Annotated in this window: 11 protein-coding genes and 1 riboswitch; of the genes, 3 read left to right on the top strand and 8 right to left on the bottom strand. The window is 43.2% G+C overall.

Annotated features, from left to right (window positions below):
• Positions 1–137: 137 nt before the first annotated feature.
• The 7 genes from ACZM60_RS07855 to ACZM60_RS07885 form a co-directional block, all read right to left on the bottom strand.
• On the bottom strand, positions 138–1,328 hold the full coding sequence (locus tag ACZM60_RS07855) for a zinc-binding metallopeptidase family protein (protein WP_489521216.1): 1,191 nt from the start codon (positions 1,326–1,328) through the stop codon (positions 138–140).
• On the bottom strand, positions 1,301–1,759 hold the full coding sequence (locus ACZM60_RS07860; protein WP_489521217.1) for a hypothetical protein: 459 nt from the start codon (positions 1,757–1,759) through the stop codon (positions 1,301–1,303). Before ACZM60_RS07860 ends, ACZM60_RS07855 begins: the two co-directional genes overlap by 28 nt.
• A 58-nt stretch (positions 1,760–1,817) precedes the next feature.
• Positions 1,818–2,507 (bottom strand): M15 family metallopeptidase, encoded by a 690-nt coding sequence (locus tag ACZM60_RS07865; RefSeq protein WP_489521218.1) that lies wholly within the window; start codon positions 2,505–2,507, stop codon positions 1,818–1,820.
• 17 nt (positions 2,508–2,524) lie between these two features.
• Positions 2,525–3,493 (bottom strand): hypothetical protein, encoded by a 969-nt coding sequence (locus tag ACZM60_RS07870; RefSeq protein WP_489521219.1) that lies wholly within the window; start codon positions 3,491–3,493, stop codon positions 2,525–2,527.
• Positions 3,494–3,669: 176 nt separating this feature from the next.
• The gene (locus ACZM60_RS07875; RefSeq protein WP_489521220.1) at positions 3,670–4,995 is read right to left on the bottom strand and encodes an OmpP1/FadL family transporter; all 1,326 of its coding nucleotides are present in this window, start codon (positions 4,993–4,995) and stop codon (positions 3,670–3,672) included.
• Between the two features lie 215 nt (positions 4,996–5,210).
• Positions 5,211–7,415 carry a sodium-translocating pyrophosphatase gene (locus ACZM60_RS07880; RefSeq protein ID WP_489521221.1) on the bottom strand — a complete coding sequence of 735 codons (2,205 nt, stop codon included), beginning with the start codon at positions 7,413–7,415 and terminating at the stop codon, positions 5,211–5,213.
• A gap of 72 nt (positions 7,416–7,487) precedes the next feature.
• The gene (locus ACZM60_RS07885) at positions 7,488–8,930 is read right to left on the bottom strand and encodes a potassium/proton antiporter (RefSeq protein ID WP_489521222.1); all 1,443 of its coding nucleotides are present in this window, start codon (positions 8,928–8,930) and stop codon (positions 7,488–7,490) included.
• 91 nt (positions 8,931–9,021) lie between these two features.
• A riboswitch (cobalamin riboswitch) is annotated at positions 9,022–9,248 on the top strand.
• A 136-nt stretch (positions 9,249–9,384) separates the two neighbouring features.
• Between ACZM60_RS07885 and ACZM60_RS07890 the strand changes: the two genes are divergently transcribed.
• From ACZM60_RS07890 to ACZM60_RS07900, 3 genes are read left to right on the top strand one after another with little or no spacing between them, the layout of a single operon-like run.
• Entirely contained in the window at positions 9,385–10,521 is a 1,137-nt protein-coding gene (locus ACZM60_RS07890; protein ID WP_489521223.1) for an ABC transporter substrate-binding protein, read from the top strand.
• Between the two features lie 19 nt (positions 10,522–10,540).
• A complete protein-coding gene (locus ACZM60_RS07895) occupies positions 10,541–11,575 on the top strand; it encodes an iron chelate uptake ABC transporter family permease subunit (RefSeq protein WP_489521224.1) in 1,035 nt (344 codons plus the stop codon).
• Positions 11,576–11,579: 4 nt separating this feature from the next.
• Entirely contained in the window at positions 11,580–12,611 is a 1,032-nt protein-coding gene (locus ACZM60_RS07900; protein ID WP_021971764.1) for an ABC transporter ATP-binding protein, read from the top strand.
• A gap of 220 nt (positions 12,612–12,831) precedes the next feature.
• Here the strand turns inward: ACZM60_RS07900 and ACZM60_RS07905 are convergent, their stop codons facing one another.
• Positions 12,832–13,416 (bottom strand): chromate transporter, encoded by a 585-nt coding sequence (locus ACZM60_RS07905; RefSeq protein WP_021971766.1) that lies wholly within the window; start codon positions 13,414–13,416, stop codon positions 12,832–12,834.
• Between the last annotated feature and the right edge of the window lies 1 nt (position 13,417).

Here is a 13,417-nt window from a genome sequence, read left to right on the forward strand (position 1 = left end):
ATTGTTTCTTTGAAAACAAACCGGATGCATTGCAAGGATACTATATTGAGGACTCAAAACAACTGGCCTTATTCTAAACTTATCCCGAACTCAGGTATAAATACTATTGTAGAAAATGATTAGGTAGCTTTTCTTGTTCATGGCTTTTCATATTGCAGAGTCTCATTGATAATATTTTTCAGGACCTGTACCATCAGGGCTAAATCTTCTATGCAGCACCATTCCAGACAACTATGGGCTGCCTGCTGTCCGGAGTAAATGCATGGTCCTCCCGGAAGAGCTCCTGTAGTAACCAGCATGGAAGAAGTGGTTCCTCCACGTTCACTTTTGGGAGTCATTAGTATGTCCTCTTTCAAGGCTGCTTTCTGAATAATTTCAGGAGTGTGCTTATACATTGTGTAAGCAATGTTGTCATATTGCTTCACTTCTTCTGACGGGGCGATTTTTACGAATGGAAAAGCTTTGCATGTTTTTTGATAGGCATTATACAGATAAGCTCTCAGACTGTCGCCTTCCTGTTGGTCAAAATAGTGGATACGGTATTTTGTGATGTAATCCTCGTCTATTGTTTTGCCGGATGCATCGACGGGATGTTCGCATGCATAGCAGTGCAGGTATCCTTGTTTGCCCGAACTTGCACTTGGATGCACAGAAGGTGGTATGGAGCCCATGAAGTAGGCAGCAGCGGTAAGTGCATCGGCATATTGGTTCTTGAATCCGTCGCCCGGATGAGCCTTGTTTCCTTTAAAGTAGAAGGTTTGTCCGGCTGCTGTAAAATTTTCGGCAGAGAATACACCGGGTTCTCCACCATCTACATCGATTACGATATCGGGACTTGTCCCGAATATTGTGGGGTCATAACGGTAGGCTGCTCTACCGATGTCTTCGTTCTGTGAAAACATAAAGTAGAGGGCGGGGTGTTTGATTCGTGGATTATTGATTAATTCTTCTATTAAGGTAACTAATATGGTGCAACCTGCTTTATCGTCGGCACCAAGCAGTGTTGTTCCGTCGGAGGTAACGATTGTCTTACCTTTTAATTCATTCAAACGGGCTCCTGTCGGTGAGGAGGGACTAAGTACGATGCCGGGTGAGAGGGTAAGTTCTCCTCCCTGATAATTACTGTGTACAATGGGATGGATTCCTTTCCCCGGAGCTTCAGGGGTTACGTCAAGATGAGCCGTAAAGAACAGGTTGGGGATAGTCTCGCTTTGGGTAGCATAAAGATTGGAAGGAATTTTTACATATACGTAAAAATCTTTGCTGACTGTTACTTCTACATTCTTTCCTCCAAAAGACTTTATTTCATCGGCCAGAAACGTTGACATTTTTTTCTTCCCTCTGTCATGGGGAACGCTTCGAAGTCGGGAACATCGACCGACTGGCTTTCTATCTTTACATATGAGAGGAAGCGGTTTAATATTTTTTCTTGTTGATTTTCTTTTTTCGTATGAATTGTTGGATGGCCTGTTCCTGACGAAGCTTTTTTAACTGCTGGCTGTGGCTGTAGAATCTTGACTGCGGGCGGAAGGTGTTTCTCGTTTGTCTGTGCCTTTCGGATAGAATCTAATTTAAACATAAATAATCTGCGCCCAACTGTAGGTTTCGGTTCTGGAGTTTTGTAAGGAAGGCGCTTTTTAGATACTATTGTTCGTTCGCAAGTTCTGAAGAGAGCGCTTTTTAATGCTTTTCTCCAAGGTTGTGTATTCCCCGATAATGTAAACAGAGTAAATAAAAGTAAAGCCAGAATGCGTATCATAGAGGTAAAATTTTATGGTTAGACGTTGAAAGTATAAGAATGTTTTTTCCCTGACATGTTATGGAATCGCCTTGTAGCCGTGAGTTGTTAGCCAGTCGCGGTTGTATCCTTTATAGTTGAAGTGCCAGAATTCAGATCGTAATGTATGGTAACCGGAGTGTGTCATTACGTATCGTAAAAGCTCTCTGTTGTTTTTAGCTTCAGCCGAAATTTTTCCACTTAGTACCAGTTCATCTTCTTTATCTATGTTTGATTCGCTGAATAAGTGATCTACTTTCACACTCATGGGGATTGTGTCTTTTCGCAAAGTATCATATATGCTTACATCGACAGCAAAACCATAATTATGTGTACCTCCTTTATTGGCTGGATCGGATACATAATTTTCGGAAGAAGTTCCTTTTACTGTGTTCCACATTTCTTGTTGGATGGACATTGGACGTGTAGCATCGTATACAATCAGTCGATATGAAGGGTGAATGGCTTTTAGCAGTTTTTGTGCTTTTATTAGTGCATTGGCTGCTTCGGGATGTAAATAAGCTTCTTTGAGGTCTGTATATAAGATCCTTCCGACGAAGTTATCTGCTTTGGCATACATTAAATCTACCAAAATACTTTGATCGAGTGTCTGGATATTTACCAGCCCCTGTTTTTGCATTTGGCGGGCAGATAGGCTTTCAGTCTGAGCAATTCCTGTCGTGAAAGAAATTAGCAAACAGACAATAATGATAGTTATTCTGTTCATCATTTATTATGGATTAATTTTTAATGTACATAACTGATCTGTTGGTATTCTAAATAAAGTGGTTGTTCTTTCTCTTCCCTGAACTGGCGGAATACATATCTTTTGGTCCAGTTCCCTTGTTGGTCAATGGAGTCTTCGGGATATTCATAACGGAAAATATCGCTTAGGGGAGCGCTGATATATATAACTTCACCAGATTCATCGAATGTTACATAACTGAGTCTTTTATTGAGTGTTAGCATTCCATTTTTATCATAATAGAAATATTCTATAAATGAAGGATGTTTGCTGATAGGAGTGTATTCTATTGTTACGGAGAGTTGCTCTTTTTCGTTATATAAGTTAAGTGTTCTGTTTTGAGGGATCACATTATTTCTACAGCTGTCTATGTAATGTGCATAATAGGTACTGTCTTTTATTGGATAATTATCATATTGGTTGTCTGTTTCGGGTACGAAAAGCGATAGGATAATATTATCTTTTTCAATGCAATGAGTTGTATCACGGCTTGTCAGAAGTAATGAATCGCCAAAGTATGACATGGCATATTCTTCTTGTATTAACTGATATACATAACCTTGATTGTACTGTGGCTCTTTATAGTGATCTATCCAGTTTCTCTGATAAGACGTTGGGATATTATCTTCGATTTGTAAAGTACAATATCGTCCTTCGGGATCGAAAAAATTGGAGAGAGAAGTTGTTGCTCTGCCATCGTGTATGTAATGGAAATCTTGTACATTACCATTTTCTGTAAAATTGATACGATAAGATAATTCGGAGATATAATCGAGTTCATTTTCTACGATAAGTTCTCCGGTTAGTGAATCGCGTGCAATCTCATAAGTCCGATGATAGAGGCTTTGAGGAGTCCCTTTCAGACAATATTTATCGTGTGCATCACTGTTCTCAATTTTGGGAAGATAGGTTTGGGCATTGCTTGTAAAATACAATAATGTTAAAATAAACAAAACAAAGAAATTTTTCATAAGCTCCTCTCTTTCCGATTATTAATGTTAATACTTTTAATAAAGTTTTTACTTATTCAAAAATCGGCATAAAAAATAAAAAGCCTGTCATTAATTCTATCTACAATGAGCAGATAAAATTAATGACAGGCAGAAAGGAGTATTATAATGTTTATCGTTTAAGGTTGGAAATACAATTAAAAATTATGGTTCAGACTTAGTCCGAATACTTTATTGGTGCGGCTGTATACGTCTGTACCTTTGATTCCGGTATTGTTATAACTTGACAATGTCTTAGTATAGTCATCGTAGTTAGTCCAGAAGTAGGCTATATCGATACTCCATGCAGCATTGAAGTTGACACGTGCACCGAATCCCAGCGAGTAAGAACTACAGTAAAAGCTGGTGTCTGTCTGGAATTCATCACTAAGTCCGTAACTTGTTTTCTGGAAACCTCCACTTACGGTGAGTTCCTTAATAATATCCCACTCTAAACCGGCGAGATATTCATGTGTGCCGTGTTTCAATGTTTTCTGACGATCGTTCAGCATACCGGCATGCTTATCATCGAAAAAGTGATATTCAACGGAAGCACGCAGATTAGGTAAAATCTCATATCCGGCAGCTATGCTCAACATAGCAGGTATGTCACTGGGAGTTTGTTTTCCATCGGCATAAGGCTTTAATACCTCATCTGGAACATCTTCAGGTACTTTCAGTGTATGAGTTTGATTTTCAATGTTCAAATTTGTGATAAATTCATATTTTGCACCGAAGTTCCATTTCCCTAATTTGGCATCCACGCCGATGATTGGAGTAATACCCCATCCGCTTTGATCGCAATCCAAAGCCAAATTTGCGATTTCCTTACCTCCCATTTGTGGGATGTCCTTTTTGAGAGAAGCAGTCAGGTAACCTTCGTACCCACTTTTCACGTAATTCATGCGCCCTCCTGCATAAACACCGAGCCAGTCATTTATTTTATAGCTCAAGCCCAATTGTACGCCATAGATGTATTGTTTGCCATCCATTGCCGTATTGATGGTATATTTGTCTGGGGTAATTTGCTGTTGATACAACATGGCGGTAGCCAGTGCATTAAACATGGGCAGACCATTATCGAAAGAAGCTTTTCCTCCACCGCCAGTTACTGCAAAACTTGCGGAAATAGCCCATTTGTCATCTTTATACACGCCGTGGAAAGAAGGAATAAATGGAGCCGAAGCAGTTCCTTTGTAATTCTGTGTAGTTTCTTTTCCATCCAATGTCCAAAGTCCGGATGTGGCAGCTATTTCACGCGTCTGATATGCGCTTTGTCCGGTTAGTGATAAATGAAATCCATTTTTAGATAAAAAAGCCAGTCCGGCAGGATTACTATATACTCCATCTACGTCAATCGAAGCACCTCGTGCTGCCATACGTAAGAAAGCAGCATGCTGATTGGTATTAGTTAAATAATCTCCCGCAAAAGTTGAAGTTGAAACGATTAGCGTCGCTGCGCTAATTAATAGAAGTTTCTTCATTAAAATAAAAATTTAGTAATTTGAAGCCGCAAAGGTAGTCTAATTTTATTTGTGTACAAAGTTTTTGACTTGTTTATTGCAAAAGAAATAGTTTTAAAAGAAACTAATTGAAAACCCTTCACGTCTTATGCCCACTTTGTTGTTTAACTTTCTGGGATAAATATGAGAGACGTGAAGGGTTGGAAAATTAAATGTTTTTATAGAAGCAATATTTATCAGAAGAGGCTCCAGGAAACAGTCAGTCCAGCCATGACAATAGCCACCATGCTCATTAGCTTAATAAGGATATTCAGGCTGGGACCGGAAGTATCTTTAAACGGATCGCCTACAGTATCACCTACGACTGTAGCACGGTGTACTTCGCTTCCTTTGCCGCCAAAGTTTCCTTCTTCTACATATTTTTTCGCATTATCCCATGCTCCTCCGGCATTTGCCATGAATATGGCAAGTACGAAACCAGAAGCCAGTCCGCCAATCAGCAAGCCGATTACACCGGGAATGCCAAAAAGTAATCCCGTTACGATAGGAGCCACTATGGCCAGTAAAGAAGAAAATACCATTTCACGCTGTGCTCCTTGGGTAGAAATCTGCACACAGCGGGCATAATCAGGTTCTGCTTTTCCTTCCAGTATACCTTTTATTTCACGGAACTGACGACGTACTTCTTCTACCATGCTGGCAGCAGCACGTCCTACCGCATTCATTGTCAGTCCACAGAACAGGAAAGCCATCATACTACCTATAAACATTCCGGCAAGTACCTTTGGATTCATTAATGTAACATCGTAATACATCATGAAATCTGTGAAACTTGCCTCGCTGAGTGTGACGCTGTTTCCTCCCGGAAGTTCAAGAACTGTTGTACCGATACGCTCCAGTCCGATTCGGATTTCTTCTATATACGAGGCAAGCAAGGCGAGCCCCGTCAATGCAGCCGAACCGATAGCGAAGCCTTTTCCTGTAGCGGCAGTAGTATTTCCCAACGAATCGAGAGCATCGGTGCGGCGGCGTACATCTTCACCCAATCCGCTCATTTCAGCATTTCCTCCTGCATTGTCGGCTATCGGGCCATAAGCGTCGGTAGCCAGTGTGATGCCTAAGGTAGAAAGCATTCCTACAGCGGCTATACCGATACCGTATAATCCCATACTGATGTTACTGAAATCGAATCCGGATGCCAGCCAGTAGGAGAGTATGATACCGGCTACGACAGCGATGACAGGAATTGTCGTTGAAATCATACCTAATCCGATGCCGGAAATAATGACCGTAGCCGGACCGGTTTTTCCACTTTCCGAAAGTTTTCGTGTAGGCTTATACGACTGGGAAGTATAATATTCTGTAGATTGTCCGATGATAACTCCTACCACAAGCCCCACCACAACAGCGAAAGCTATATTTATCCAGTTTGTAATGTCAAGCATCCATAGTATAAAGAACGTACCAATTACGATAAGAACAGAGCTCAAGCTTGTTCCGGTTGAAAGGGCTTTAAGCAGTTCTTTTATGCTTGCATTCTCTTTAGTACGTACGGCAAATATACCGATGATGGAAAGAACAATTCCAATGGCTGCAATCAGCATAGGTGCAATGACAGCCTTGAACTGCATTACCGTATCGCCTGTACCGATAAAGGCTGCGGCTCCCAATGCTGCTGTTGCCAGAATAGAGCCACAATACGATTCGTATAAGTCGGCCCCCATGCCAGCAACATCTCCCACATTATCGCCTACGTTGTCGGCTATCGTAGCAGGATTACGAGGATCATCTTCAGGAATACCGGCTTCTACCTTTCCCACCAGATCAGCTCCCACGTCGGCTGCTTTAGTATATATGCCTCCTCCCACTCGGGCAAACAGAGCTTGTGTCGATGCTCCCATGCCGAATGTCAGCATCGTGGTTGTTATAATACACAACTTGGCAGTCGGATTTATGGCATCATCCGGAATACAATATTCCAAAAGAAGATACCAGAAAGAAATATCGAACAATCCTAATCCCACTACGACCAGTCCCATGACTGCTCCGCTTCGGAAAGCAATTCGTAGTCCGCTGTCTAAAGAGCGACGTGCCGCATTGGCCGTACGTGCCGAAGCATAGGTCGCAGTTTTCATGCCCAGATAGCCAGATAATCCAGAAAAGAAACCTCCTGTAAGAAAAGCAATCGGAACCCAATGATTTTGCAGGTTGAATCCGTATGCCATAATGGAGAACAGAACAACCAGTCCGATAAAGACTAACGTAACAATTTTATATTGCTGTTTTAAATAAGACATGGCACCCTTGCGCACGTGCGCTGCTATTTTTTGCATTGCAGGGCTGCCTTCACTTTCCCGCATCATCTGTTTATAGAAATACCCTGCAAAAGCAAGTGCTAATACAGATGCAGTGGGGATTAACCAAAAAAGATATGTTTCCATAAAGTTTGAGATTAAAAGTTGTATCCCAAATTTAATAAATAAAATGGAAACAAAGTACTGATTACCTTACTTTTATTTCTTTTCTGACATGACCAGCAACTTATCGCCTGCGTGCAGTTCAATCTGTCCGTTCGGGATGATGAATTCGTTTCCGCGTTTAATCAGCATGACCAGTGTTCCCTTTGGGATGTTCATATCAGCCAGTCGGTTGCCCACAGTCAGCATATCTTCTGTCAAGGTTATATCGTTTAGATGAGTGTCAATTTCATCAGGCAGTTCAACGCCGAAGTCATTCCCTTCTTTTTCTTCGGGAAGGTCGAGCTTGAGCCAGCGTGCCATTTTCGAGATAGTCATACCCTGTATGATGAGCGACAACAAGGTAATAAAAAATACGATGTTGAACAACTGATTGGAACCTGGTATATGAGCTATAACCGGATATGTGGCAAAAATAATAGGTACGGCACCTCTTAATCCTACCCATGAAATAAAAATGCGTGCCTTGTTGCTGATTCCCTTAAAAGGAAGCAGGCAGAGGAATACGCTGACAGGGCGTGCTATCAGAATCATAAATATACCGATAAGCAAAGCTGTAACTGCAATGTCGAGCATTTCGTGCGGATTGACCAGAAGTCCCAGTGTAAGGAACATAATAATCTGGAACAGCCAAGTAAGTCCGTTCATAAAAGTGTTTGTTTCTTTCCGGAAAGCCAGCCGGGCATTGCCTACGATTACTCCTGCAATGTATACGGCAAGATATCCGTTTCCTTTTACCAAATCGGTAAGCGTGAAAGTGATGAAGACAATACTGAGCAGCAGAATAGGGTAGAGTGCACCGTTGGAAAGTTCTATTTTGTTGATAAGCCATACAGCGAACTTTCCGAAAGCATATCCCAGAACTCCGCCGAAGAGGAACTGCAGAAACAAATCTTTCAGTATGATACCTATGTTAAAATCACTTCCACTGCCTATAACCTGAATAAGCACAATGGTAAGCATGTACGCCATTGGGTCGTTACTACCACTTTCCAGTTCCAGCATCGGACGAAGATTGTATTTTAGATTCATCCGTTGGGAACGCAGAAGGCTGAATACCGATGCAGAGTCGGTTGACGACATGGTAGCTGCAAGCAGTAGGGAAACCAGCAGCGTAAGTTCTATGTTAGCCTGTGTATGATTCGAAAGAAAGAAAATAAACGAACCTGTCAGTAGCGTGGTGACCAGCACTCCTACGGTAGAAAGCAGTATACCTTGCTTTAGCACGGGTTTGATATCGGCATATCGTGTATCCATACCGCCGGAAAACAGAATGATACTCAGTGCCATCATACCGATGAACTGGGCGTCGGAAGCACTATTGAACTGAATGCCCAGTCCGTCGCTGCCGAATGCCATTCCTACCAACAGGAATAAAAGCAAGGTAGGAATACCGAAACGATATCCGGTTTTACTGATAAGAATACTGGTAAATATTAGGACAGAGCCGACAAGTAAAATATTTTCTGCTGTAATCATGAGACTGTTTTATTATAAAGTATATGTGCAAAGTAAACAAATAAATTTGGATTTTGGTTCACGTTCTGTTGTATTGTACGAAGTTATTGCATATATTTGTCACAGTTTTGTTCCGTCAGGCTTCCCGATTGGTAGTGCGAAGCTGCGGATGAAAAGGGAATCGGGTGAAAGTCCCGGACAGTCCCGCTGCTGTAAGCTCCGTGATAAAGGTTTGTTTACCACTTCGAGCCACTGCCGTTTCTTCGGGTTGAATGAAAAGGCGGGAAGGCATAACAAACCGGAGTAAGTCAGAAGACCTGCAAAACGTGTCACGCTTGTACCTTCGAGGAAAAGGTTACAGGAACGTAAACTGATTGTATAAATTTTATTTCAAGTACAAAATGCGGGATTTTTTCCCGTCCATGTTGTTCTTGTTTTATTTGCATTTAAGAAAATGATTGTCGTAAAGAATGTTTTGAAGAGATACATACTATCTGCCCATATAGTACTTATGGTCTTGCTGCTTTCTGCTTGCGGTGGAAAGAGCAAGACCTCTTTTTTGCAGGAGCAGGGAGATACGCTCCGGTTGCATTATGCCGAGAACTTACAGATTGTAAAGTATGACCGATATACGAAAGTCACGTTAAGGAATCCCTGGGACACGTTGCAAATACTTCATACTTATCTGCTGGTGGACAAGAAGGATACGACTGCGATGTCACTTCCTGAAGGAACCGTGATACAGGTACCTCTGACTCGGGCATTGGTCTATTCGTCGGTACATTGTGGGCTTTTGCAGGAACTGGGAGCCTTGGATAAGGTAAAAGGTGTATGCGACTTGCAGTATATGCGTATTCCTGCCGTGCTGGAAGGCTGCCGGAATGGTAGCGTTACGGATGCGGGAAGCAGCATGAATCCGGATATAGAAAAGGTTATCGACATGCATCCAGATGCCATATTGCTTTCACCTTATCAGAATAGTGGAGGATACGGACGGATAGAAAAGCTGAACGTGCCGATTCTGGAATGTGCCGATTATATGGAAACTTCGGCGTTGGGACGTGCCGAGTGGGTGCGTTTTTACGGACTTTTGTTCGGCAAAGAACAAGAAGCCGACTCGCTGTTTACCGAAGTGGAACGGAAATATCTCTCACTTCGTAATCGGGTAAAAGATATATCACCCAAGCCGACTGTTATTACGGAACTGAAGACTGGAGGAACCTGGTATGTGCCGGGAGGAAACAGTACGATGGCAAAAGTGTATGCTGATGCCGGAGCACGCTATATCTTTTCTGATATTCCACAGAGCGGTTCGGCATCGCTGGCCTTCGAAGCGGTGTTCGACAGAGGACAGCATGCCGATTTCTGGCTGATAAAATATAATCAGCAGACTGACAAGACTTATCGGGAACTGAAGAACGACTATGCGCCTTATGCCAATTTTGATGCATTCCGTAACCGACGGGTATACGGATGCAATACCAGCCGCATTTCTTTTTACGAAGAAGTACCTTTTCATCCCGAACTTCTGCTGGAAGATTTGGTAAAAGTCTTTCATCCGGAAGTTCTGAAAGACTATGCTCCGAGATATTTTACTAATTTAGCGGAGTGATAAGTTAAACCTCGTATGCATGAAGGCGAATAAAGGATATATATATGGCTGTGTGCTTGCAGAAATCATTGTAGTGCTCGTTGCGGCAAACTTGATATTCGGTTCGGTAGACATCCCGTTCAGGGCGGTAGGACGTATCTTGCTTGGCGGGGATGCGGAAAAGGAAAGCTGGCGCTTCATTATATGGGAATCGCGTGTTCCCCAGTGTGTTACAGCATTACTTTGCGGAGCGGCTCTTTCTGCATCGGGGCTGATGCTCCAGACTGTATTCAGTAATCCGCTTGCCGACTCTTCTATCTTGGGTATCAGTTCAGGGGCAAGTCTGGGAGTTGCGCTGGTCTTGTTGGCAGGAGGAGGAAGCATTGTTGCCGGTGAATTTGTACTTTCCGGTTTTCTTTCTGTGGTTGCCGGGGCTTTTGCCGGAGCTGTTTTGGTTATGGCAGTTATCTTATTTCTGTCGGTCGTGATAAAAAACAATGTGATGTTGCTTATTGCCGGCATCATGATTGGCTACGTTGTTTCGTCGGTGATTTCCTTGCTCAACTTCTTTTCTACAGCCGAAGGGGTCCATTCGTTTGTAATCTGGGGATTAGGCAACTTTGGAGGTGTTTCGATGGCGCAGCTTCCCGGCTTTTCTGTCGTTACGCTATTGGGACTGCTGGTCGCCATCTTGCTGATAAAGCCTCTTAATGCCTTGCTGCTTGGCACGCGTTACGCCGAAAATTTAGGTATTAATATACGCCGTGTCCGTAACTTGTTGTTGCTTGCTACCGGTCTGCTTACAGCCGTTACAACAGCCTTTTGCGGGCCGATCGCCTTTATCGGTCTGGCGGTTCCACATATGGCACGACTGATGTTGGGAACGTCGAATCACAATTCACTTATGCCGGTTACACTGCTTACAGGTAGTGCCGTAGCGTTATTGTGCAATCTTATCTGTATCTTGCCGGGTGAATCGGGCATTATTCCGCTCAATGCCGTAACACCTCTGCTGGGTGCTCCGGTAATTATTTACGTGATTATCAACCAGCGGAAAATACAATATTTTAATTAAAAGCATGAATCCGAAGTCTGTTGTCATAGAAGGTAAGAATCTGAACATAGGTTATCGTCGTGGAAAACGGGAGGAAACGGTACATCATCACTTGAACTTCAGCCTGTATCGTGGAGAACTGACTTGTCTGCTGGGAGCTAACGGAGCGGGAAAATCCACACTTCTCCGTACGTTGGCCGCCGTACAGCCTTCTCTGTCGGGAGAGATTTCCCTGCTGGGCAAGAGTCTTTCCGGTTACTCTCCCAAAGAACGTTCGCGTGCGATAGGGATTGTGCTGACCGACAAGACGCAAGCCGGAGGATTGTCGGTACGGGAGCTTGTCGCTTTGGGACGCCAGCCACATACCGGATTCTTCGGAAGGTTAAGTCGCGAAGATAATGAAAAGATCGAGCATGCACTGCAAGCCGTAGGCATAGCCGACAAGGCTTCGAAATATACTGCCGAGCTGTCGGATGGAGAACGTCAGAAGGTGATGATAGCCAAAGCGTTGGTTCAGGAGTGCCCTTTGATATTGCTTGACGAGCCGACCGCTTTTCTCGATGTGGTAAGTCGTATTGAAATTATGACCTTGCTGCACCGGCTTGCCGGAGAAGAACAGCGTGCTATCCTGATGTCTACCCACGACATCGAGCAGGCGTTGGTGCTTGGCGACAGACTTTGGCTGATGAAAAAAGGAGAGGGGCTGGAGTGTGGAGTGACCGAAGACTTGATATTGGCTCATAAGATGGATAATCTTTTCCCGCACGATGACATCCGTTTCGATTCGATGCATGGCATTTATTCTCCTGCCGTGAAAGGAAACAAGTGTATTTATCTGGAAGCTACCGATGAAACATTGCGGCACTGGACGCAAAATGCGATGAACCGCAACGGATATTTGTGTCTTGGACTTTCTGATGCCGCAAGAGAGCAGTGCTTGCCTGTGGTCAATGTGCAGGCGGCGAACAGGCTGGTCGTCACACTCGGCACGACTTCCGAAATTTATTCTTCATTCGAATCGTTGCTTGCCTCTCCACTGCTTGCAGGCAAGTTGTAGGAAAGTACTTTTTTACTGCGGGGAAATATTTTTCTGACGTTGGCGGAAGCTGAAAAAAACGTCAGCATATCTTTTTATTTTTTGTACAAATTCTGAAATCTTTTGTACAAAAAATAAAAAAATGTCTGCATGAATTTTCCAACAGCCCCTCATCTGTTTATTACAATGCGCTGAGGCCTTGGGAAAATCTGTATCTGTTGGCTGTCGGAACCTTTTCGGCTTATTGAGGTGTAAGAATGTATCCAAACGTGACATAACCGATAAATCCGCAGATTACAATCAGAAGAATCGGATTGATTTTATAGCGGTAGGAAGCGATGAATGTACCGCCAAAAAGCAGAATACTGGTTAGAATCTGCCAGTTGTATGTACCGAAGTTTTCTCCATTCATCAGAACCAGTGCAGCTGCTGCCAGCAGTCCGACGACTCCCGGGCGTAATCCCTTGAACACGGAAGCAATGATCGGATGTTTCTGGTATTTCAGAAAGAATTTACTTATCAGCACCATCAGAATAAACGACGGCAGTACTACCGAAACGGTGGCAACAGTCGAACCTAAAACGCCTATGGCGTGAGAGTATCCGGCATTAACGACGGCAGAATATCCCACATAAGTAGCCGAATTAATCCCGATAGGACCGGGAGTCATCTGGCTGATGGCGATAATATCGGTGAATTCTGTAGAGCTGAGCCATTCGTGGCGTGTAACGACTTCGCCCTGAATCATGGAAATCATGGCGTAGCCTCCTCCAAAACCGAAGAGGCCGATCTTGAAAAATGTATAGAATAGTTGTAAGAATATCATG

Source organism: Phocaeicola sp. (assembly GCF_057861905.1).